Genomic DNA, 20,651 nt, shown 5'->3' with positions numbered 1-20,651 from the left:
TCTGTGGCAACCAGAACGGGGTTCTAATCCATCCTACTCAATTAAGGTGGTATCTTCATGCCTCAAATAGATTTAGTTAAGCAAAGCGAACAACTTTGCTTTGGTGGGAAACAAATCAGGTTTACCCATCAGTCAGCCGTAACCAACTGTGAAATGCAGTTCTCGGTATTTCTGCCGCCTCAGGCGCAAACCCGCAAAGTAGCGGCGCTGTACTGGCTATCGGGCCTGACCTGCACTGATGAAAATTTTTCAGCTAAAGCCGGCGCGCAGCGCGTAGCTGCCGAGCTGGGTATCGCTCTGATTATTCCTGATACCAGCCCGCGCGGCGAAGGCGTGCCGGATGATCCAGACGGCGCGTATGATTTTGGTTTAGGGGCTGGGTTTTATGTTAATGCTACCCGCGAGCCTTTCGTAAAACACTATCAGATGTATGACTACATCGTTAGTGAGCTGCCGGCACTGGTTGAGGCTGAACTGCCGGTATCAGCAGTACGGGCGATTAGTGGCCATTCTATGGGCGGCCATGGTGCCTTGGTTATTGGCTTGCGTAACCCTGAACGCTATCGCTCACTATCGGCTTTCTCGCCAATTTGTAACCCCGCACAAAGCCCGTGGGGCATTAAAGCATTTAACGGCTATCTGGGCGATGATCAAAGCCAGTGGGTTCATTATGACGCCTCAGAATTGCTGGCGAAAACCCAAAAAGCCAAGCCAATTCTGGTTGATCAGGGCACCTTGGATAACTTTTATCCACAGCAGCTGCGCACCGACACGCTAATAGCAGCAGCTGAGCGAAGCGGTGTTAAAGCCCAGATCCGGCTCCAGGACGGTTATGATCACAGCTACTACTTTATTGCCAGTTTTATTGAGCAGCACTTACGCTTTCACGCAAAATATTTAGTCGACTAACTTAAGTCTGAAAAGCGGCTGGAACCCCGTTTTGGTCGCCACAGTGTGTCTGAGCACTGGTATTTTTACTTTCGGTACTGGCATAATCAACTACATTTGCTGTAACGGCCCGCAACAAGGAGTAATGCATGAGCTACGATACCAACAATATTTTCGCCAAAATTCTGCGTGGTGAAATACCCAGTGTCAAAATATATGAAGACGACTACACGCTGGCCTTTATGGACATTATGCCGCAGGCTGATGGCCATGCGCTGGTGATCCCGAAATTTGAAGCCACCACCTTGCTGGACATTCCGGCTGACCAGCTTACTCATACCATGACCACTGTGCAGAAAGTAATGGCCGCGCAAAAATCAGAACTGGGGGCTGAGGGTGTGGTGTTAATGCAGTTAAATGGTGAAGGTGCTGGCCAGACAGTTCCTCATCTACATTTCCATCTTATTCCGGCTCATTTATCCCAGTTAAAACGCCATGGTGCCGAGCAAGGCGAAATGAAAAAAATAGAAGCAATCGCGGAAAAAATTCGCGCCGCGCTGTAAAGCGCAGTAAGCTTGGGTAAAACGACAATAATAAACAGCTTATGCCTTACCAAGCCGAGAACACACCAGCGTTATTGCCGTGGCGACCAAACTCAGTATTTCTGCGCCATAGCCTGCTATTTATATTATGGCTGGCAGTCTGGATGCTGGGTTTGCTTGTGGAATATACCGAACATGCCAGTGTCTGGTTTCCTGCTGCCGGCTTAACGTTTGCCGCGCTGTTTGTCATAGGTTTGCGAATAACACCTGTTTTGCTACTGGCCTGTGTCTGCATTACGTTCTGGGCCGTTCATTATTATCAGTTGCAACTGAGCATCTGGCAGACTTTGCAAGGCGGCTTGTTATTCGGAGTGGCGCATATTCTGCCTTACTACCTGGGTAGTTTGCTGTTGCGTCGACTGGCAGCGGCTGCACACTGTACCTTACCGTTGTTTGTAATCGGCTTTATTTTACTGGCAGCAAGCAGTGCCCTGGTTGCAACATTCAGTGGCATCGCTGCGTTAGTTTACGCCGGAATGATGTCAGCTACAGCGGTCAGTGCAACCTGGCTGCCGTTCTGGGTGGGCGATATGGCCGGGGTTATTGTTATCGCGCCGCTATTTGCCGCCATACTCAGTGTACTTTACCCGGCGGCGACTAATGTGCTGGGCCAATATGTCGGGCCAGCCCAGCGCTTTGCCAGCCGTTACTTTATTCACAAACTGCTGCTGAATCTGGTTTTGCTGAGTCTGGCAATGTTACTGGCCAACTATGCCGATACGCCGGAAAGTGCCTTCGCTATCTTTTTTCTGGTGATCCCCCATATGTGGATTGCCTGCACCGAATCAGCCTTTTATACCACCTTAAGCGTCGCCATCAGCAGCTTTGCCATTGCTTTGCTGGTCAACATCCTGGCATTGATGGACCATGTTATGGTGTATCAGTTCGCGATAGTGGTTATCGGGGCTAATGCTTTGTTTGGGTTGGCGGTGCCGACGTTAATGGCCTCTAACAATCAGTTACGGTTAGTGGCATCGACCGACAGCCTTACCCGGGTTGCTTCGCGCGATTATCTGCAACAGCGGGCAGAACTGGAAATCAGCCGTAGTTTGCAACAGGGCGAACAATTATGTCTGATGGTGTTTGATATTGATCATTTTAAGCAAATTAATGATAAATATGGCCATAGTACCGGTGATCAGGTGCTGTTACAGGCTTGTCAGCAAGCCCAGCAAATAATCAGGCCCATCGACGTGATTGGTCGCTATGGTGGCGATGAATTTGTGGTGATTTTACCGAACACGGCTAAAGAAGCCGTGGTTGCCATAGGTAACAGGATTATCGAACGGTTGCAGCAGATAGAATTAGCGCAGCAGTTAACGGTATCGGCCAGTTTTGGTGTGGCAGCATTGCAGCCGGGGGATAGCTTTCGCAGTTTGTTTGAACGGGCCGACGCCGCCTTGTATCGTGCTAAACAACAGGGGCGTAGTCAGGTCGCCTGGTAAACCAACGGTCTTGTTGCTCCTGCCGTTACGTTTGCAACTAATCAAGATAATTATTCGGGTTTGACGCTTTTTACTTGAGCCGAGGCGGCTTTGTGCTTAAGGTAAGCGCCATATCCTTTTTTGTGAAACGGACTTATTTATGTTGTTTTCCCAACGCGTTGTGGCGCTGGTTGTTGCTATGTCAATCGGCGCTGTAACAGCAGGTTGCAGCAGTCAGCTTGCCCCCGATCGTAACAGTGATCAGACTGATAGCCTGCGTCTTACCCTGGTTCATATTAATGACACCCATTCCCAGTTTGATGCCACCCCGGCAAAAGTGCGGGGGCCGGATGGTGAACCCTTATATACCTTTATCGGTGGCCACCCGCGGTTGCTGAGCAAAGCACAAGCGCTACAGCAGCAGGCCACCGATAATGGGGACGCATCACTCTTTTTACATGGCGGTGATGCCTTTAAAGGCAGCGCCTATTTTGAGCTGTTTGAGCAAACAATTAATATCGATATTCTGAACCGGATGGGTATCGATGCCATGGCACTGGGTAACCATGAATTTGACATCGGCCTTACTAAACTGGCTGACTTTGCTGCCAATATTAACTTCCCGTTGCTGGCGGCCAATGTTGAAACTGCTGCTGAGCCGGTGTTAGCAGATGTGGCTAACTTTAAGCGCTATCAGTTATTTACGGTTGATGGCACCGAACTTACGCCGGTAGCCGGCGTTAGCGATGCAGCCGGGAAAACCATTGTTGCGGTGTTTGGTTTAGCGCTTGAAGATATGCGCAGTATGGTGCCTGAGACCGGCGAGCTGGTGTTTGCCTCAGAAGTTGCTGCAGCACAGAACACGGTGAATTATCTGCAGGCACAAGGCATTACGCATATTATTGCCCTGACTCATTTAGGGCACCAGCGTGATGTAGCACTGGCCCGCCAGGTTAATGGTATTGATGCCATCGTCGGTGGCCATTCACACAGTTTACTGGGCGACTTTCGCCAGTGGTATCTGGGCCAGCAAGCGCCTTATGCTGAGCTTATTGCAAATCCGGACGGTATCGGCCAGACCTGTATTGTCCAGGCCGGTCAGTTTGCTCAGGCGGTGGGTGCTGCAGAGCTGATATTTGATCGCGCCGGACGTTTAAGCCAGTGCGCCGGCGAAAACACTTTACTGGCCAGCCGGGACTATTTCAGTTTGGCACTACGCAGTGAAAACAGCCGGATACCCCAGGCAGAGCAGCAAAAGACCGAAAATTATATTAATCAGCTGCAGCGCACTGCGATTATCGAAGAGGAGCCACAACTGCGTCAGCTAATAGATGATGTCTATCTGCCGGCAGTGCGCAAAGCCTATGGCGCCCAAATCAGTGCCACCGAGCAAACCATCCCGCATGTACGTTTGCCGGGCAGCGGTGGCAGTGATCAGCATGGTTCAGTTCTGGCCGGCCATATTACTGATGCCATGTATTATTGGTTAAACCAGCCGGCGGTGCGGGCGAAAACCAGGCGTCAGGTTGATTTCACCTTAATTGGTGCCGGTAATATCCGGGCTAATCTTGAAGCAGGTGCGATTTATGAAGGCCATATCCGCTTAGAAGTACTGCCTTTTGATACCCCATTAAGCATTCTCAGTATTACCGGTGCAGAGCTAACGGCTTTGCTGGCGGATGTGGTTGGGGCCACCCTGCCAGAAGGCGCCCATGCGGGTAAATTTCCTTATAGCAGCCATTTGCGCTATATCGCCCGTGAGACGGCCGATGGCGGGGCGGTGTTAGAACAGCTGCAGTGGTTGCAGGGCGAACGCTGGCAGGATATTCAGCCTGATGCAACTTACAGCCTGGCGACCACTAATTACCTGGCTAATGGCAATGATGGCTGGCAGCGGTTACAACAGGTACAGCAGCAAAGCACCGATCGGATTGACGTGATTATTGAACAGCAGCAACTGGCCATTTATCCGCTTAAGCGGGTAGAAGCTATAACCGACAGCAGCGGCCAGCAGGCCTTTGTGCCGCAGTATCAGCAGGCCGATGGCTTGCCTTGTAAAACCGCTGGCAACGACTGCAAGGTGGCAGCCGCTGCGATGATCGATTACTTAAAAGCCACGCCGACCCTGTGGCAGCAACAACGGCAACCAACCGTTACGCTTAACCGGCGTTAGAGCGGGCCCTGGATAAGGCTAAGCAGCATGCCGGCCACGGCTGCTGCGGCCAATACCCGCATAATACTTTGCTCAAATTTAAACAATGCCAGGCCGGCTGCTAAACCCAGTAATAACGCAATAATATCGAACTGGCCGCTGAAGCCCTCTGGCCACAGCACATAGTAGCCAAAAAACAGCGCCAGATTAACAATTACCCCGACCACCGCCGCAGTAACACCGGTCAGCGGCCCGGTAAAAGCCGCGTGCTGTCGGCTGGCTTCAACTAACGGCGCGCCGGCGATAATAAACAGAAACGACGGCAAAAAGGTGAAGAAGGTAACGATGGCCGCCGCCATCAACCCAGCTTGGATCAGGCTGTCCGGGCCGAACAATTGCTCGCTCCAGCCGGCCACGAAACCGACAAAAGTTACCACCATAATCAGTGGCCCGGGGGTGCTTTCGCCCAGTGCCAGGCCATCAATCATCTGCAGTGCGGTTAACCACTGATATTGCTCTACGGCGGCCTGGTACACGTAGGGTAGCACCGCATAGGCACCGCCAAAGGTGAGCAGTGCAGCTTTAGTGAAAAACCAGGCCAGTTGGGTTGGGGTGCTGTGCCAGCCATAAACGGCAGTCAGCAAGCTAATTGCCACCAGCCAGATGGCGAAGCCTATTGCCACTGCAACTAGCAGTTTGCGCCAGCTAAAGCGTTGCGCAGCAGGCGATGCACTGTCGTCATTAATAATGGCTGCAGTTTGCGCAGCACTGGCTGCTTGCGCTGTTGTTGAGTGCTGAGCTGCTGGCGCCTCAAGCTGCGCTGGAAACCACTTCATTAATACCCAACCTGCCATTGCAGCAGTTAAGATAATGAGCGGAAAAGGCAGGTTAAAGCCAGCAATAGCAATTAATGCCAGCAATGCTAACGCTGCCAGAGCAGGGCTATGCAGGGTTTTCTTTGCCAGGCGCCAGGCAGCAAACAGCACTATAGCGGTAACGGCCGGTTTAATGCCATATAGTACACCTTGCAGCAACGGTACATCGCCGTGCGCCAGATAAAGCCAGGCCAGTAACGACAAAATAAAGAAAGAGGGCAGAATAAACAGCAAGCCAGCGATAAAAGCGCCGCGTTTGCCATGCAGCAGCCAGCCGATGTAAGTCGCCAGTTGCTGTGCTTCCGGCCCCGGTAGCAGCATGGTGTAATTCAGCGCATGTAAAAACCGTTGTTCGGAAATCCAACGGCGTTTCTCTACCAGCTCCTGATGCATCATGCCCAGCTGGCCGGCCGGGCCACCAAAGCTGATAAAGCCCAGTTTCAGCCAGTATAAAAAAGCCTCACACAGGCTGACCTGAGTTTGCTGTTGTGACATCAGACGTTCCTTAACGTTTAAACTTGGTTTCCAGAATAACCGACGACGTGGTGCGCTCCACCCCTTCCAGGTTACCTATGTCATCCAGAATATGGCTTAACTGCTCGGTATTTTGCGCCTGGACTATGGCAATTAAATCATACTCACCACTAATGGCATACAACGCCGCCACCTGCGGTAGTTGTTTAAGCTCAATATTAGTGCGGGCAGTCAGTTTCTGGTGCACTTTAATACTGACATGGGCTGCTACCAGCGTGGCTAAATAGGCATCGCCGTACTCTACCGTATAGCCTTTGATGACACCGCTTAATTCCAGCTTTTGCAGCCGGGTTTGCACGGTAGAGCGTGACACACTGAGCTGACGGGCTAAATCAGAAATGCTGGCGCGGGCGTTATGCTGCAGTACGGCTAACAGCTTTTCATCTTCTTTGGTAATGGTGCTGCTGTTGCCAGCTTTAACCGAGTTATCTGACACTTTGCTAAATCCTTCCGTCAAAATGACGTATTTACTTGTAAAATTGTTAATAATGATACTGCACATTGCTTAAGCTCGCCAATATAATAGTGGTATTAATTCCGCTCCGACCAACTAACGATATAAACGGGGCCTTAGCTGACAGACAGAGGTTATAAAATGGTAGTAAGCAGAAGTTTATTTGATGAAGTGATGGTGCCTAACTATGCGCCGGCGCAGATTATTCCGGTAAAAGGCCAGGGGTCTAAACTGTGGGACCAGGCGGGCAAAGAATATATCGATTTTGCCGGTGGTATTGCCGTTAATTGTCTGGGCCATTGTCATCCGGCTTTAGTTAGCGCCTTAAAAGAGCAGGCCGATAAGCTGTGGCATTTATCAAATGTACTCACCAATGAGCCGGCACTGCTGCTGGCCAAAGCGCTGGTCGACACTACCTTTGCTGAAAAAGTCTATTTTGCCAACTCGGGCGCCGAAGCCAATGAAGCCGCATTAAAGCTGGCCCGCCGGTATGCCAAAGACAAATATGGCGAGCATAAAGATCAGATCATCTCGTTTAAACAGGGCTTCCATGGCCGTACGTTCTTTACCGTCACTGTTGGCGGTCAGCCTGCCTATTCAGATGGCTTTGGCCCGAAGCCGGAAGGCATCGAGCATGCTGAATTTAATAACCTGGATAGCTTAAAAGCGCTGATCAGTGCCAATACCTGTGCGGTAATGGTGGAGCCGATGCAGGGCGAGGGTGGTGTCGTGCCGGCCACCAACGAGTTTATTAGAGGTGTGCGTGAATTGTGTGATAAGCACAATGCCTTGCTGATATTTGATGAAGTGCAAACCGGCGTCGGCCGGACCGGCGAGTTGTATGCTTACATGGCCTATGGCGTTACCCCGGATATTCTTACTACTGCTAAAGCGCTGGGTGGCGGTTTCCCGATTGGTGCCATGTTAACCACCACCGAAATAGCCAAGCATTTAGTGGTGGGCACCCATGGTTCGACTTATGGCGGTAACCCACTGGCTTGTGCAGTGGCCCTGGCGGCGGTAGATACGGTAAACACCCCGGCGGTACTTAACGGCGTGCATAGCAAGGCAGCGCTGTTTAAGCAGGAATTGCAGCGGATCAACGATAAATATCCGATATTTAGTGAAGTACGGGGTATGGGCTTACTCATTGGTGCGGTATTAAATGCCGATTATGCCGGCAAAGCGCGGGATATTATGCTGGCCGGTGCTGAACACGGGGTAATGACGCTGGTAGCCGGGATGAACGTGGTACGTTTTGCACCGTCGTTAGTTATTCCGGATGCCGATATTATTGAAGGCATGGCACGGTTTGAGCAAGCGATTGCTCAGGTTGTGGCCGCGACACCGGCAAAGCAGGCGTAAATTATGTTGCTTATCAGGCCTATTACCTCTGCTGATTTTGCGGCATTAAAGCAAATTGCCATTGAATCCGGCCATGGCTTTACGTCTTTGCCGGTACATGATGCCCGCTTGACCCAGAAAATTAAGCATGCCGAGCAAAGCTTCAGTGCTGAGGTAACCGCGCCGGGTGATCAGGGCTATTTGTTTGTACTGGAAGACACTGCTAGTGGTGAAATAGTCGGTACTACCGGCATTGAAGCCGCAGTAGGCCTGCAAACGCCACTGTATCACTTTCAGCAAAACACTGTTATTCACCACAGTGCTGAGCTGAACGTAATGAACCAGCTGCGCACCCTGACCTTATGTAACGACTACACCGGCGCCTCAGAAATTTGCACGCTGTTCCTGCGCGAAAGCTACCGGCGTAATCATGCCGGTCGCTTTTTATCCAAGGTGCGGTTTTTATTTATGGCCGAACACCCTGAGCGTTTCGCCAGTAAAGTGATTGCCGAAATGCGCGGTGCTGCCGATAAAGACGGCCAGCCACCATTCTGGCACTGGTTGCAAAAGCTGTTTTTAACTATCGATTTCCCGACTGCCGATCAGCTGATTGGCGTGGGTAAAAAAGCCTTTATTGCTGAGCTGATGCCGCGCCATCCGATTTATGTCGGCTTGCTGCCAGAAAGTGCTCAGGCGGTAATTGGTCAGGTGCATGAAAACACCAAGCCGGCACTGCGGATGCTGGAAAAAGAAGGCTTCAGTCATCGTGGCTATATCGACTTATTCGATGCCGGGCCAACGGTTGAAGCGCCACTTAGCCAGATAAAATCCGTTGCGGCCAGCAAAAAAGTGCCGGTAACAGTGGCAGCGACAGCAGAAGAAGCGCAGGGTGAATTTACCCTGGCCGTCGCCAATACGGCGATTAAAGATTTTCGGGCCAGCTTTGGTAAAACCGCCCGTTTTGATGAGCAGAGCAATAGCCTGATTATCAGCCCGCAGCTGGCAGAAATTTTGCAACTAAGCGATGGTGAAATGGCCCGATTTATTAATCTGGATCAGGCCTGATAAAGCATCATTGCCGTATAATGTTTTTAGTTTATATAACCCTATTTAAAATTGTGATTCGACTAACCCGGAGTAGATATGCACACTGATGTAAATGCCCTGTTCGCCAACTTATGGCAAGACTATGTCGCAGTAACGCCGTCGGCCAGAAAGGTGCACGAGTTACTGGGTTCATCTCAACAGGATGATGTCATTAACGATCATATTGCCCTGCGCACCTTTAACCTGGAAAAAGTAGGCCTGGCAAAACTGGCTGCGCATTTTCTGGCTTTGGGCTATGAAGAGTGTGGTGAGTATCACTTTGCCGCAAAAAAGCTGTACGCCAAACATTTTGAGCACCCGGACCGCAACCAGCCGAAAGTGTTTATCTCAGAATTGCTGCTGGATCAATGTTCAGCCTTTTTACGTGACACCATCACCGAACTGGTTGCGCAAATTCCAGACGAAGCAGTAAGTGCAGATAACTTTTTATACAGCGGCACGCACTGGCAGGTAAGCCAGGCGACTTATGAAAAACTGCTGGCTGAAAGTGAATACGCGGCCTGGGTTGCTGCCTGGGGTTACCGGGCCAACCACTTTACCGTTAGCGTCAACGAGCTGGCCAGTTTCGATAGCTTAGAGCAGGTAAATACCGCGCTAAAGCACGCCGGCTTTTTACTGAATACTTCAGGCGGCGAGATTAAAGGCACCCCGGACGTGTACCTGGAGCAGTCATCTACCCTGGCTGACTTACACCCGGTACAGTTCAGCGATACGGTAGCGACTATTCCAAGCTGCTTTTACGAGTTCGCCCGTCGTTACCCATTAAGCAATGGCATGCTATACAGCGGTTTTGTTGCGGCATCTGCTGATAAAATTTTTGAAAGTACTAATTCTCGTTAAGAGCAGGCGCGTTAATTTGCATTAATGCCAAGCAATAAGCACTTTTCCCAAGGCCAGCACCCAGCTGGCCTTTTTTATATTTATCAGGCGGCATTTGTTCTATTCTTAGCTTATGTATTTTTAACTATGCTTTAGATAGTCAAATTAATATGAATCAACCGGAGTACTCGCTACTACAGCCGAGCCAACATAATGCCAGCACCTGGGTCGGCTTTCTGGCTCATTTGTTGTTTATTCTTGCCGCCTGGACGCTGTTTATTAAATATCTGTTCCCAATCGGCTATTCGCTGGCTTATGGTGAGCCGCTGACAAAATATATTTATTGGGATTTATGGCCAATAGCCCATATCTGGCTGGGTTGGGCGCTGCTGGCACGCCCGACATATACCCGTATGCTTGCGATTGCCATGTCTATTATTGAAATTGCCATTATCTGCACCTTGTTCGCCCGTTTTCTGGCCGAACCAGACTGGAGCATCTGGCGCACTAACTGGTTTGTTAATAAAGCTTTTGTGCTGAGCTGTTTTGCACTGATCCTGGGCACTGCTCTTTATCGTCCCGACAAGCTTTGAGAATGTGATTGCTGTCCGTCAGATGCCTGTTAATTGTATAAAAGGATTAAAATTCGATGTTTAATTCCAAATTTGTAACTCCTGCCACCTTAGTTATTTTATTGAGCGTCTGTAACTTTACATCGGCAGCTGACACCGAGAGTGCAGCGGATACAAAGATCGCCGCAGAAACAGCCTATCGCCATGCCAATGAACCTATTGGCACGGTGCGCCAGGTGTATGATGGCAAGTTGTATCCGGATATTCAGGTAAACACCTTTCGTAATATTGACCGCTTATTTCCAACCCGCACGGTGGCGCGGGGTGAGGCGGTGAGTGCAATACCAGTAAGTGATAAGCCGTTGCAAGAGTTTAGCTACACCGTCGAAGATCAGACTTACGATTTATACGACGTGCTGGCCATGAACCGGGTCAGCGGTATGCTGATTATTCATAACGGTGAAATTAAGTTTGAGAAATACCTGCTGGGGAACGATCAGCAAACCCGCTGGATGTCGATGTCGGTGGTGAAATCGATAACGGCAATACTCATTGGTGCCGCGATACAGGACGGCCATATCAACAGCATTGATGACAAAATTGTCGATTACCTGCCACAGTTTAAAGACACGGCTTATGATGGCGTAACAGTCAAACACCTGCTGCAGATGAGCTCGGGTGTGGCCTGGAATGAAACGTACACCGACCCGGGCTCTGACCGGCGGCGGATGCTGGATGCGCAAATTAGTGGCAAGCCCGGCGCGGTGCTGGAGTTGATGGCATCACTGCCGCGCGCGGCAGAGCCGGGGAGTGTCTGGAATTACAGTACCGGCGAAACCCAGCTGGCTGGGGCGTTGGTGGGCGCGGCGACTGGTAAGCCGGTGGCAGAGTATTTATCGGAGAAAATCTGGGTGCCACTTGGCATGGAAAGCGATGCCAACTGGTGGCTGCAATCAGCAGATGGCCTGGAAGTCGGGGGCAGTGGTTTATCGGCGACGCTGCGCGATTATGGCCGCTTTGGCTTGTTTATGCTAAATGAGGGCGTCATCACTGTTGATGGCAAGCCACAGCGGGTATTGCCAGAGGGCTGGATGCAAGCGGCCAGCACCCGCCAGGTGATTGGCGGTAAGACCGTTAATTATGGCTACATGTTGTGGCCAATGCATGGCAACAGTTATGCTGCCGAGGGGATTTTTGGCCAGTATGTTTTTGTCGACCCCGACACCAACTTAGTGGTGGTGCAGTGGGCTGCGCAACCCAAACCGCTGTACCGGGCCGGACTCGATGAATATCGTTTTTTTCGAGCGCTTTCAGATCATTTCGCGTTATAGTTTACGCACTAACCGGCGCAAACGTCCTGGTAACGGCTTAACAGAGACCCTAGTAAATGCTATTTAAGAAGTTACAGCTTTTGTCAGGCTTGCTGTTGTTGGCAATGCTACTGCCACTAAGCCCCCGTTTACTGGCTGAGCCGACGTCACCTTGTCAGTTTAGCGTCCGGGTAGAGTCAGAGCGCCAGCACGACGCCGCGGGCTCGCACAACGACACCCGGGTATCGCAGCAGTTTTATGCGTTGCTTGATGGGCTGGCAGCAAAAGTAAACTGCACGGTTCAGCCTATTGCCTTGCCGGCTGGTCGGGCAATAAAAATGCTGGAGCAAGGCAAACTGGATGTAATGGTCGGCATGTCGGAAACAGTGGAGCGGGCAAAGTACAGTTATTTTGTCGGGCCACACCATAGTGAGCGAATGGTGGTTTTTGGTTCGCGTCGTATCGCCGACTCTGTGACTGATCTTAAGCAGCTGCTGGCGCTTGACGGTGTTATTTCTATAACCGAAGGGGCTTATTATGGCCCAGAGTGGCAACAATTATTGCAGGACAATCCGGCGTTGCAGTCGCGGTTATTTGCCGCCTCCGGTAACCAGCAAAAGCTGGCGATGCTGGTATCGGGCCGGGTGATGGCGTCACTGGAAGATGAAGCCATTGTTGATGAGCTGCTTAAACGGGATGATCTGAAAAGCCAGTACCGTAAGCTTTTTGTTATTCATGATAATCCTGTCTATTTTGCATTCAGCCGCCAATCGGTTAATCAGGCGTTGTTATTGCAGTTACAACAACAGTGGCAGTTAATGCAGGCGTCAGGTGAAGTCGATCGTATCAGACAGCAACTGCCGAAAGCACTGCCATAGCAGATTGATCCGGCCGGTAGTTTACTCAGTATTTCTTACTAAGTAATTGTTACTAAGTTATTGTTACTTAAAGCCAGCTGGTGTTGCTGGCCGATATCGCGCTTGTATTTTATTCAGGGATGTTATTGCTTATGTACTCTTCGTTACCGTTAGCCTTAATCAGTGTAGCGTTAATCAGTGCGCCATTAACTGCCAAACAGCTGGACAAAGTGACCATCCCTCTGGGCCACCCGGCCAATGGCAATATGGTGCACCTTGATGATGAAAAACTGCTGGCAGTGTCCGGCTTTAGTCAGTTTGAGCGCTGGTTAAGCCTGGTAAATTTAGGTGGCGATTATCAGGTACAGCCGGTGGCAATTCCGGCCAATGCCCAGTATTTCAGTCAGGCCAGGTTGATGACAGCAGATAACCAGCTTCAGCAGGCGTTAGTATTCTTAACCCTGGACGGTGTCAGCTGGTACAACCCGGTTAGCGGCGACGTTGAGCCGCTGCTGCAGAGTCCTTCAATTTACCGGGTGCTGGATAAAAACCGGCTGCGCCGTAGCGATTTTGTGCTGGAACTTGGCAGTGAAGCTGCCGATTTTCTGTTGCCTGACTTTAACCAGAGCCATGTATTCCGGCAGCAGCCGGATGGCAGTTTCAAGCAATACTCGTTAAAGATTGATGCGTTGGTAACCAGCTGGCGCGACAATCCGAGCTATGAGCCTCGCCGTCATTACATTGTTGACGTCGATTTAGATGGCCGGCTCGATTTAGTTTTTATTGCTAACGGTAAATTCCAGGTATTTTACCAGTTAGCCGATGGTGCTTTTAATTCTGAACCGGTCGCCCAGAACTGGCCGGTGGCATTATCAACTGAACAGGAAGCCGACCAGCGCAATGATGCTGGCCGTAGTTACAGCGGCCAGAATATTGATAGTGTGCGGGATATTACCGACATTGATGGTGATGGTATTGCCGATATCGTGGTAAACCGTGAGCAGCTGGCTGATGCGCTGGAACGCAACAACAGCTTTAGGGTGCACTTCGGCAAGCAAACCGCTACCGGCTTAAGCTTTAATGCAGAGCCCGATACCCGGATCACTACCGATACCTCACCAATTGCCGTGATGATTGACGATTTTAATGCCGATGGCCGCAAAGACTTTTATATTTCCAGCACTCACTTTGGCGTTGGCACTATCGTGCGGGTGTTACTGCGGGGCAGTGCTAAACTCGATATTGATTTTTACTTGTTAAACGAGCAGCGCCAATACAGCAGCAAGGCTGATTTTAAACAAAGCGCCACTATCGATGTCAGCATCAGCAACCTGCGTTACGATATGCCGTTATTTGAGTTGGCGGATCTGGACGGTACTGGTCAGCAAAGCCTGGTAGTCGGCGAGGGTGGGGATGAACTGCGGTTTTACAGTCCGGAAGCCGGCCGCTTATTCAGCCGCCGCTCTGAACGGCTAAAACTTACCCTGCCACGCGATGCCCGCAAGGTACTGGTCGCTGATTTAACTGGCAATGGTAAAGACGATATCGTGCTGCCGTTTGACGCCCAGGATGCAGAGTCACAGCGTAACCAGTTGCTGTTGTTGCTTAACCCTTAGCCATCAGATTAGCTGACAGCCTGCTGGTTAGGCAGGGTTAGTCAATCAGTTGCAGTATATCGCTTATCATGTCGTCCATGGTTAGCAAGCCGACCAATTTATTGTCACTGGTAACCAGTAAGCGTTTTAAACGATGCTGGCTCATTAAATCTGCAGCGTGTTTAACCGCCATTTCCTGGCTAACGGCAATAGCCGGTTTAATGCAGACATCGTACACATTGATTAAATCAATATCGCCTTCTTCGGCAATAATGGTTTTTAAAATATTGGTGTAGGTGATCAGGCCATAGGCATCGTGCGGGCCCTGCCGGTCGACCACTAAACACTTAATATTATGTTTTTTCATCATGCTCAGCGCTTCGCGCAGGGTGCTGAATGGAGAAATGCAGATAACATTGGTTACCATCAGCTGTTTTACCAGTTTTACGGCCATTTTTAGCTCCTAATCATTTTGCTCGCGCAGATGTTGTTCAAATTTTAATACCTGGCTCATATCCAGCCCGGTTAAATGATCAATAGGTACCGTAAAGGCGATACCGCGGGAATTACCGTCGTCCAGCAGCAAGGCCTGCATACTTTTTAAAATTGGCAGAGATAAATGCTTCGCTACCACCATAAGCAGTACCGTCTGGCTGCCTTCGAAGGTCATACCCAAAAATGTTTTGCGATTGTCGGCAGCAATGCCGCGGCCGGATAAGATAGTAATGCCGGTAGCACCTGCCTTCTTTGCCTGACTGATGGCTTGCTCTTCCAGCTCATCCGGGGCAATAACCACTATTGCGGAAAATTTCATGTTGGATCACTCCTGACTTGGCTAAACCGCTCTACCACTATGGCGTAAAGCATAACGGTTATGATCGGAAAAATAGAGGCAAAGGCAATTAAGCCAAAGCCATCAATTAGTACATTGCGCCCTTCAATTGAGCTGGCCAGGCCAATGCCCAGCGCGGTTACCAGCGGCACCGTAACCTCAGAGGTGGTAACACCGCCTAAATCAAAGGCCAGGGCCACAATATACTTAGGGGCGAAGGCGGTGAGGATTACCACCAGTAGATAACCGGCCATAATATAATAGTGAATAGAGTCACCACTGATAATCCGGTATACGCCAATGGTAATACCCATTGCCACACCAAAAGCGACAATCAGCCGGATAACTGAACCCTGCAATTTACCTCGGGCGGCTTGCTCTGCCTGGTTACCAATGGCAATCAAAGCCGGCTCAGCCATGGTAGTGGCAAAGCCAATCATAAAAGCAAACAGTAAAATTAAGCTGTTGTAACCTTTGTCAATTAACTGCTCGGCCATCAGGCTGCCTACCGGAAACAAGCCCAGTTTCAGCCCCAGTACAAAGGCGTACAGGCCCAGCAATACCATAGCGAAGCCAACAATAACTTTAACCGGATGGGCCAAAGGCCGGCGTAAAATAAGGTATTGGAATATCAGTACCACCAAAATCATTGGTAGAATATCTTTAATCATGGTAGCTAAATCGAGCAGGGCTTTGACTAACCAGTGCAACTGACTGGGTGTCGCGGCTACCTGGCTGATAGCAGTGGTGCTGCTAAAGTTATATACCCAGATACCATAAACTTGAACGCTGATCATTGGCACCATTACTGCCAGCGCTACCAGGCCAAAGCCGTCAGTCAGTGGGTTACGGCCTTTGATTGAACTGGCCAGGCCTAAACCTAAAGCGGCAATAAGCGGTACGGTAACAATATTGGTGGTAACGCCACCCGAGTCATACGCCAGGCCGACAATCTCTGCCGGGGCAAAAAAGGTCACCAGTAACACCACGATATAGCCGGCAATCATCAACCAGTGAATAGGCCAGCCTAAAATTATTCGTAATACGCCCAGCGCCATCACAGTACCCACTGACAGCGCCACTATCAGCCTTAAGGTTAAGCCGTTAACCCGGCCCTGGCTAATTTGCTCGGCCTGCTCAGCCACGGCAATAAGTGCCGGTTCAGCAATTACCGCAGCAAAGCCGATAGCAAAACCAAACACCATCAATAACGGCAGAGATCCTTTACGGGCAAACTGGTTGGCCAGGTTTTTGCCAACCGGAAAGATACTCAGTTCCAACCCCAGTAAAAATAAGGCGATACCTACGGCAACAATAAATAAACCAATGGTAATACTTAGTGGATCACTGGGTAAACTCTGAAAAATAGCGAACTGAAAAAACAACACCACCAGCACTATTGGCAACAGGTTTTTCAAAGCATGCAAAAGTTGCTGTAAAAATTGTTGCAGCACTTTAACTCCTGAATTTTTGCTGGCGGTAATCGTATAAGTGTAAGGTAAAGTAGCAACAATCCCAATTTAAAAACCATATTAATGAATTGATATACCGCAAGATGTTTGGGCAAAAGCCTGCCAGTAGCTGCTTGACAGGCTCTGGCTAGCCGGTTAGTGTCAGCAGCATTCTCCCTGGCATTAATTTAAGTTTGCGCTTGAACGACATCATCTTGTCCGGTTCGTTAGTTTTGCCATTAGCACTTGCAGCCGCTGCAGGGGGCATGCTGCGGTTTGCTGTTTCTAATCTCACCGCCAGGCGGTGGGGAGTGCAATTTCCGCTGGGTACCCTGATGGTAAACAGCACTGCGGCATTGATGATGGGTATGCTGGCAGCCTGGCCGACTGCATTTGCGGATCGCGCCGTCTGGGCGCAGTTGATGGCTGTCGGCTTGCTGGGTAGTTACAGCACGGTATCGTCTTTCAGCCTGCAAACCCTTATCTTGTGGCAAAGCCACCATTACCGCCAGGCATTGCTGAATATTGGCTTATCATTTGGCTTATGTTTAAGTCTGGTATTCGCCGGTTTTAGCCTGGGTAATCTGATATGGTAAGGCCCGGGTTATATGTGGCAGTAGGCGTTGGTAGTGCGGTGGGTGCTTTGCTGCGCTTTAGCTGCTCGTTATTGCTGATGACGCCGGGCACCGCTTTACCCATCGCTACCTTATTGGTGAATATTGCCGGTTCATTCTGGATTGGCTGCTATGTCAGCCTGACCGGGCCGGATGGCCGCTGGCAGGTATCGGACTGGCAAAAACAGTTTATGCTAAGCGGTGTCTGTGCCGGTTTTACCACTTTCTCGGTATTCAGCCTGGAGTTTATGCAATTGCTGCAGGCCGGGCAGGTGCTGCTGGCATCGGCTTATGTTGTTTTGTCATTATTACTCTGGCTGCTGGCCTGCCTGGCAGGTTTAACGCTTGGCACCAGAGCCAACCGGCTAAGATCGTCGAATTAAGGTGAGAATGGTGTTGAAATTTTTAGTTGCTGCTGCAGCTTTACTACTGTTTACCGCTTGCGACAAAATGCAAACCTTGTCTGAAGCAGAGCAAATTGAGCGGACTATCCGCCAGGAGGTCAGCCGCGATGTTAAAGGGTTAAATGCTTTAACAGCCGCAGCTGATACCACGGAATATGATGGCTTTGCCTGGCGTCGCGGTGAAAAAATTCAGATAAGGCAGCGCCAGAGTGGCGAGCTGGTTTTACTGGAGCAGGCCGAAGCGCCCGATGTTATCGCCACAGCGGTAGAACACCGCATTCCCAGTTTTAGTCTGGTACGGTATCAGCAAGGCTGGCTGGTGGTGTTTCGCACCTATGTCAGCAGCCATTGCCAGGTGGTTTACGCCTACGCCTACCGTGGCAGCTTACCCGATACGCCGAAATGTGCAGAGGATTTATTCGCCAGCCAGGCCAACGGCAAATGCCAAAGCCCGATTAATGACGACTGGCAGGTATTTAAAGAATGGTTTTTTGCTGAATCACTGCAGGCTGAAGGCAACCCGGTTTGTGTTGCCAAAGCAGAGCAGGGCTGGCAGGCACCGCAATGACCGGCCGATTGAAATAAAAGTAATGGCCTGAGCTGGCGGCTATTGCGCTTTGGGTAATAAGGGCCATACTGCTAACTGTATGGCGCCGCGGGCCCTTACGTTAAGCTTATTTCCAATACAGGTGATTATAATGAGTAAAGGCCAGGACAGTAAAAAAGACGTGAAAAAGAAACCCCTGTTAACCGCTAAAGAAAAGAAAGCGGCTAAATCGTCGAAGAAAAGCGAGAAAAATATACTAGGGCATCAGAACTAGTAAAACCACTTTACAGTGCTTCGCCGACAAAGCCGAATTTTGCCGGCGTCATTATTTTCCATACTTTAATTCAAATAACCGTCTTATCAAATCAGTTCGCTGCACATTAGCATGACCAACAGTGGCAATGGATATCGCAATTAATATGATATGGATCGGTGACCACGCTACAGCCGTCCAGGTACACCAAACCGCCCAGGCAATTAGAAAAGCACATGAAGTGGCAGGCACAAAGCTAAGCCGGTGTATTTTTTTCTCGATACGCTCAATTTGCTTTACGGTTTGGTACTCATTAAGCGCTTTTACATCTTCAATCGAATTAAGCTCCATTTTTAGCATCTCCTTCACTTACGTAGGCTGATTATTATGCCGACAACTGTGTCTTATATAAATCGGCTGCCAGCAGCCACATTTTTGATAGTAGAAATTAAACACTATTAGTTCTATCTGAAAACGCTACGCTAACCCGGGCTATAAATGCCGCACATATTATCCAAAAAATAACTATAGATAACATAACTATAGCCGGAGCATCCATCATTCCAAATTCACCATATACGATATTGGAGTTTCCGAACAAACCATCTAAGCCGGCGAATAAAGGCACATTTGCCCACAGCCCCAGCGCAACCAGCAACACTATTGGCTCCAGGCCTATATTGATGAAAATGGGGGTAATCACCGGCGGAAGATTAAGCAGTATTGCGATAATAAGAAACCGTTTGATAAACACTTTTGTTTTAAACATTTATAGATCCTTCTAATAGCAGAAAACGGCATTCAGCGGTGTTACTATACTGGTCTCGCTGTGGCTGGTGCTAACCGGCTTTGTTAAATTTATCAGGCATCACTGATGTTGATTGACGCAAAGGCGCCACTTAGAAACTCAATAAACATTCCGAGCACTTCAAAATAATCTCCTGAGCGATGGCAGCGTATGCTAGAGCCTTCAACCTTAATCTCAAAGTTCATTTTCTGAGAATTATGCTCCGTTATCACCCAGATATTATCTTTCTTATAGCTCGTAAAATCAGCGCAGAACTCTTCGATAGATTCTTTTAACTGCGCCTCGGATGCTGACTCAACGATAATCTCTTGGGCTAAACCCATACTCTCTCCGAAATTCAATGCCAAGCTTCGGGCTGCTGAATTTAGCGTAATCCATTTCAGCTACGACAGTGGCCACAACAGCGCCTTGTCATGTATTGAGTTGAAGCTGCGCATTCACTTTGCCCGATAATACTTTGTGTATTGCATCATCCCAGTCACTTTTTGCGGCTGGATCTGCACTGCCGCCGCCGGGCAGTAATGATAAACCGCCAAGTAAAGCCCCAATTTCATCTGCATTAGTTAATGAATAATAGTTTTCAAGAAACGCAATCATTGCCAGGTATGCCTGCTCGGTTGTGATTTTAATTTCATCCATAATTCATCAACTACTCTTGGTTAAACTGAACACCCGCCACAAACGCGAGCAACTTGTTGCGAGTCGAGCGACCAACGGGCGATACTGGCTTGCTTTGTAATGCTTTTTAGTCATGATAAAAAGCCTCAGAAACATAAAAATCGCAGAAGGACTCAATATCGTCTTTTTCTCCTGACTCGAGTGCTCTGGCTCGTAATTTGTAGCCACGAACAATTCGTCTGTTATTTTCAATGGCGAATAGAGCCAACAAATCATTGCTATTAGAATCAAGCCTCTCCAACGCAGCTTTTGCTGACTTTGCATTAACTTTTGTAAATACAGTTTCCTTCATTTGCATATCAGGCTCAATACGCAATTCCCTGTGTTGGCACAGCGGTTTATTCTCTGTAGCTTGCACATGAAAGGAACATAGAATGGCTATGGCAGCTAGAAGCTTCATAATACTTCCGTAGGCATAACGCAAAGCACGCGGGCGACGAGCCGCGCAGCGGGTTGGCGTCCCAGCGGCCGCAGGCCGCAAGTGATGCAATAACATGGACTCCCCCTCACTATCCGGCATCGATGTGCCAA

25 protein-coding genes are annotated in these 20,651 nt (G+C 49.6%); 15 read left to right on the top strand and 10 right to left on the bottom strand.

Features of this window, described 5'->3' with window-relative positions:
* The first annotated feature begins 57 nt into the window (after positions 1 to 57).
* The 4 genes from fghA to KG631_RS00240 all read left to right on the top strand — a co-directional run bounded on the left by fghA (position 58) and on the right by KG631_RS00240 (position 5,087).
* Positions 58 to 909: an S-formylglutathione hydrolase gene (gene fghA / locus KG631_RS00255; protein WP_213994670.1), complete on the top strand. Its 852-nt coding sequence runs from the start codon at positions 58 to 60 to the stop codon at positions 907 to 909.
* Positions 910 to 1,037: 128 nt separating this feature from the next.
* A complete protein-coding gene (locus KG631_RS00250) occupies positions 1,038 to 1,451 on the top strand; it encodes an HIT family protein (protein WP_213994669.1) in 414 nt (137 codons plus the stop codon).
* Between the two features lie 41 nt (positions 1,452 to 1,492).
* Positions 1,493 to 2,935 carry a diguanylate cyclase gene (locus KG631_RS00245; protein ID WP_213994668.1) on the top strand — a complete coding sequence of 481 codons (1,443 nt, stop codon included), beginning with the start codon at positions 1,493 to 1,495 and terminating at the stop codon, positions 2,933 to 2,935.
* A gap of 139 nt (positions 2,936 to 3,074) precedes the next feature.
* Positions 3,075 to 5,087 (top strand): 5'-nucleotidase C-terminal domain-containing protein, encoded by a 2,013-nt coding sequence (locus KG631_RS00240; RefSeq protein ID WP_213994667.1) that lies wholly within the window; start codon positions 3,075 to 3,077, stop codon positions 5,085 to 5,087.
* On the opposite strand, the gene chrA is transcribed toward KG631_RS00240, so the two are convergent.
* Together chrA and KG631_RS00230 are read right to left on the bottom strand one after the other, a co-directional pair.
* Entirely contained in the window at positions 5,084 to 6,436 is a 1,353-nt protein-coding gene (gene chrA / locus KG631_RS00235) for a chromate efflux transporter (protein WP_213994666.1), read from the bottom strand. The genes KG631_RS00240 and chrA overlap by 4 nt on opposite strands.
* Before the next feature lie 10 nt (positions 6,437 to 6,446).
* Positions 6,447 to 6,911, bottom strand: coding sequence for an Lrp/AsnC family transcriptional regulator (locus KG631_RS00230; protein ID WP_365867947.1), 465 nt, complete (start codon positions 6,909 to 6,911; stop codon positions 6,447 to 6,449).
* 159 nt (positions 6,912 to 7,070) lie between these two features.
* Between KG631_RS00230 and KG631_RS00225 the strand changes: the two genes are divergently transcribed.
* The 7 genes from KG631_RS00225 to KG631_RS00195 all read left to right on the top strand — a co-directional run bounded on the left by KG631_RS00225 (position 7,071) and on the right by KG631_RS00195 (position 14,554).
* Positions 7,071 to 8,294: an aspartate aminotransferase family protein gene (locus KG631_RS00225; RefSeq protein WP_213994664.1), complete on the top strand. Its 1,224-nt coding sequence runs from the start codon at positions 7,071 to 7,073 to the stop codon at positions 8,292 to 8,294.
* A gap of 3 nt (positions 8,295 to 8,297) precedes the next feature.
* The gene (astA, locus tag KG631_RS00220) at positions 8,298 to 9,338 is read left to right on the top strand and encodes an arginine N-succinyltransferase (RefSeq protein ID WP_213994663.1); all 1,041 of its coding nucleotides are present in this window, start codon (positions 8,298 to 8,300) and stop codon (positions 9,336 to 9,338) included.
* Between the two features lie 78 nt (positions 9,339 to 9,416).
* Positions 9,417 to 10,220: a DUF1338 domain-containing protein gene (locus KG631_RS00215; protein ID WP_213994662.1), complete on the top strand. Its 804-nt coding sequence runs from the start codon at positions 9,417 to 9,419 to the stop codon at positions 10,218 to 10,220.
* Positions 10,221 to 10,369: 149 nt separating this feature from the next.
* Positions 10,370 to 10,792: a hypothetical protein gene (locus KG631_RS00210; protein WP_213994661.1), complete on the top strand. Its 423-nt coding sequence runs from the start codon at positions 10,370 to 10,372 to the stop codon at positions 10,790 to 10,792.
* Positions 10,793 to 10,848: 56 nt separating this feature from the next.
* On the top strand, positions 10,849 to 12,102 hold the full coding sequence (locus tag KG631_RS00205) for a serine hydrolase (RefSeq protein WP_213994660.1): 1,254 nt from the start codon (positions 10,849 to 10,851) through the stop codon (positions 12,100 to 12,102).
* Between the two features lie 56 nt (positions 12,103 to 12,158).
* Entirely contained in the window at positions 12,159 to 12,959 is an 801-nt protein-coding gene (locus KG631_RS00200; RefSeq protein WP_213994659.1) for a transporter substrate-binding domain-containing protein, read from the top strand.
* 131 nt (positions 12,960 to 13,090) lie between these two features.
* A complete protein-coding gene (locus KG631_RS00195; protein WP_213994658.1) occupies positions 13,091 to 14,554 on the top strand; it encodes a VCBS repeat-containing protein in 1,464 nt (487 codons plus the stop codon).
* 37 nt (positions 14,555 to 14,591) lie between these two features.
* On the opposite strand, the gene KG631_RS00190 is transcribed toward KG631_RS00195, so the two are convergent.
* The 3 genes from KG631_RS00190 to KG631_RS00180 are packed head-to-tail and all read right to left on the bottom strand — an operon-like array spanning position 14,592 to position 16,819.
* Complete coding sequence (locus tag KG631_RS00190; protein WP_213994657.1) at positions 14,592 to 14,987, bottom strand: CBS domain-containing protein; 396 nt, start codon at positions 14,985 to 14,987, stop codon at positions 14,592 to 14,594.
* Between the two features lie 9 nt (positions 14,988 to 14,996).
* Positions 14,997 to 15,347 (bottom strand): transcriptional regulator, encoded by a 351-nt coding sequence (locus KG631_RS00185; RefSeq protein ID WP_213994656.1) that lies wholly within the window; start codon positions 15,345 to 15,347, stop codon positions 14,997 to 14,999.
* The gene (locus KG631_RS00180; protein ID WP_213994655.1) at positions 15,344 to 16,819 is read right to left on the bottom strand and encodes a DUF1538 family protein; all 1,476 of its coding nucleotides are present in this window, start codon (positions 16,817 to 16,819) and stop codon (positions 15,344 to 15,346) included. The genes KG631_RS00185 and KG631_RS00180 overlap by 4 nt, the downstream gene beginning before the upstream one ends.
* Positions 16,820 to 17,010: 191 nt before the next feature.
* Between KG631_RS00180 and KG631_RS00175 the strand changes: the two genes are divergently transcribed.
* From KG631_RS00175 to KG631_RS18670, 4 genes are all read left to right on the top strand, one after another.
* On the top strand, positions 17,011 to 17,412 hold the full coding sequence (locus KG631_RS00175) for a CrcB family protein (protein ID WP_365867943.1): 402 nt from the start codon (positions 17,011 to 17,013) through the stop codon (positions 17,410 to 17,412).
* Positions 17,406 to 17,813 (top strand): CrcB family protein, encoded by a 408-nt coding sequence (locus tag KG631_RS00170; protein ID WP_213994653.1) that lies wholly within the window; start codon positions 17,406 to 17,408, stop codon positions 17,811 to 17,813. The genes KG631_RS00175 and KG631_RS00170 overlap by 7 nt, the downstream gene beginning before the upstream one ends.
* 7 nt (positions 17,814 to 17,820) lie before the next feature.
* On the top strand, positions 17,821 to 18,402 hold the full coding sequence (locus KG631_RS00165) for a hypothetical protein (RefSeq protein ID WP_213994652.1): 582 nt from the start codon (positions 17,821 to 17,823) through the stop codon (positions 18,400 to 18,402).
* 130 nt (positions 18,403 to 18,532) lie between these two features.
* On the top strand, positions 18,533 to 18,655 hold the full coding sequence (locus tag KG631_RS18670; RefSeq protein ID WP_301003502.1) for a hypothetical protein: 123 nt from the start codon (positions 18,533 to 18,535) through the stop codon (positions 18,653 to 18,655).
* A 51-nt stretch (positions 18,656 to 18,706) separates the two neighbouring features.
* Here the strand turns inward: KG631_RS18670 and KG631_RS00160 are convergent, their stop codons facing one another.
* The 5 genes from KG631_RS00160 to KG631_RS00140 form a co-directional block, all read right to left on the bottom strand.
* Positions 18,707 to 18,985, bottom strand: a complete 279-nt coding sequence (locus tag KG631_RS00160; protein WP_213994651.1) for a hypothetical protein — start codon at positions 18,983 to 18,985, stop codon at positions 18,707 to 18,709.
* Positions 18,986 to 19,082: 97 nt separating this feature from the next.
* Positions 19,083 to 19,403 (bottom strand): hypothetical protein, encoded by a 321-nt coding sequence (locus tag KG631_RS00155; RefSeq protein ID WP_213994650.1) that lies wholly within the window; start codon positions 19,401 to 19,403, stop codon positions 19,083 to 19,085.
* Positions 19,404 to 19,495: 92 nt separating this feature from the next.
* Positions 19,496 to 19,765 (bottom strand): hypothetical protein, encoded by a 270-nt coding sequence (locus KG631_RS00150; protein WP_213994649.1) that lies wholly within the window; start codon positions 19,763 to 19,765, stop codon positions 19,496 to 19,498.
* An 88-nt stretch (positions 19,766 to 19,853) separates the two neighbouring features.
* Entirely contained in the window at positions 19,854 to 20,081 is a 228-nt protein-coding gene (locus KG631_RS00145) for a hypothetical protein (RefSeq protein ID WP_213994648.1), read from the bottom strand.
* A gap of 106 nt (positions 20,082 to 20,187) precedes the next feature.
* On the bottom strand, positions 20,188 to 20,651 hold a 464-nt coding region (locus KG631_RS00140; protein WP_213994647.1), incomplete at its 5' end, for a hypothetical protein.

This window comes from Arsukibacterium sp., assembly GCF_018402695.1.
In the GTDB taxonomy this organism is placed as follows: Bacteria; Pseudomonadota; Gammaproteobacteria; order Enterobacterales; family Alteromonadaceae; genus Alishewanella.
The sequence above is the reverse complement of the archived record's forward strand: the minus strand, read 5'-3'. Positions and strand labels throughout refer to the sequence as shown.

What these genes read in the sequence shown, in the direction of transcription:
- chrA (WP_213994666.1), bottom strand. Translation starts at nt 6,436, where the DNA reads ATGTCACAACAGCAAACTCAGGTCAGCCTGTGTGAGGCTTTTTTATAC.
- KG631_RS00245 (WP_213994668.1), top strand. Translation starts at nt 1,493, where the DNA reads ATGCCTTACCAAGCCGAGAACACACCAGCGTTATTGCCGTGGCGACCA.
- KG631_RS00170 (WP_213994653.1), top strand. Translation starts at nt 17,406, where the DNA reads ATGGTAAGGCCCGGGTTATATGTGGCAGTAGGCGTTGGTAGTGCGGTG.
- KG631_RS00155 (WP_213994650.1), bottom strand. Translation starts at nt 19,403, where the DNA reads ATGTTTAAAACAAAAGTGTTTATCAAACGGTTTCTTATTATCGCAATA.
- KG631_RS18670 (WP_301003502.1), top strand. Translation starts at nt 18,533, where the DNA reads ATGAGTAAAGGCCAGGACAGTAAAAAAGACGTGAAAAAGAAACCCCTG.
- KG631_RS00185 (WP_213994656.1), bottom strand. Translation starts at nt 15,347, where the DNA reads ATGAAATTTTCCGCAATAGTGGTTATTGCCCCGGATGAGCTGGAAGAG.
- KG631_RS00190 (WP_213994657.1), bottom strand. Translation starts at nt 14,987, where the DNA reads ATGGCCGTAAAACTGGTAAAACAGCTGATGGTAACCAATGTTATCTGC.
- KG631_RS00225 (WP_213994664.1), top strand. Translation starts at nt 7,071, where the DNA reads ATGGTAGTAAGCAGAAGTTTATTTGATGAAGTGATGGTGCCTAACTAT.
- KG631_RS00250 (WP_213994669.1), top strand. Translation starts at nt 1,038, where the DNA reads ATGAGCTACGATACCAACAATATTTTCGCCAAAATTCTGCGTGGTGAA.
- fghA (WP_213994670.1), top strand. Translation starts at nt 58, where the DNA reads ATGCCTCAAATAGATTTAGTTAAGCAAAGCGAACAACTTTGCTTTGGT.
- KG631_RS00150 (WP_213994649.1), bottom strand. Translation starts at nt 19,765, where the DNA reads ATGGGTTTAGCCCAAGAGATTATCGTTGAGTCAGCATCCGAGGCGCAG.
- KG631_RS00240 (WP_213994667.1), top strand. Translation starts at nt 3,075, where the DNA reads ATGTTGTTTTCCCAACGCGTTGTGGCGCTGGTTGTTGCTATGTCAATC.
- astA (WP_213994663.1), top strand. Translation starts at nt 8,298, where the DNA reads ATGTTGCTTATCAGGCCTATTACCTCTGCTGATTTTGCGGCATTAAAG.
- KG631_RS00210 (WP_213994661.1), top strand. Translation starts at nt 10,370, where the DNA reads ATGAATCAACCGGAGTACTCGCTACTACAGCCGAGCCAACATAATGCC.
- KG631_RS00205 (WP_213994660.1), top strand. Translation starts at nt 10,849, where the DNA reads ATGTTTAATTCCAAATTTGTAACTCCTGCCACCTTAGTTATTTTATTG.
- KG631_RS00200 (WP_213994659.1), top strand. Translation starts at nt 12,159, where the DNA reads ATGCTATTTAAGAAGTTACAGCTTTTGTCAGGCTTGCTGTTGTTGGCA.
- KG631_RS00160 (WP_213994651.1), bottom strand. Translation starts at nt 18,985, where the DNA reads ATGGAGCTTAATTCGATTGAAGATGTAAAAGCGCTTAATGAGTACCAA.
- KG631_RS00195 (WP_213994658.1), top strand. Translation starts at nt 13,091, where the DNA reads ATGTACTCTTCGTTACCGTTAGCCTTAATCAGTGTAGCGTTAATCAGT.
- KG631_RS00165 (WP_213994652.1), top strand. Translation starts at nt 17,821, where the DNA reads ATGGTGTTGAAATTTTTAGTTGCTGCTGCAGCTTTACTACTGTTTACC.
- KG631_RS00145 (WP_213994648.1), bottom strand. Translation starts at nt 20,081, where the DNA reads ATGGATGAAATTAAAATCACAACCGAGCAGGCATACCTGGCAATGATT.
- KG631_RS00215 (WP_213994662.1), top strand. Translation starts at nt 9,417, where the DNA reads ATGCACACTGATGTAAATGCCCTGTTCGCCAACTTATGGCAAGACTAT.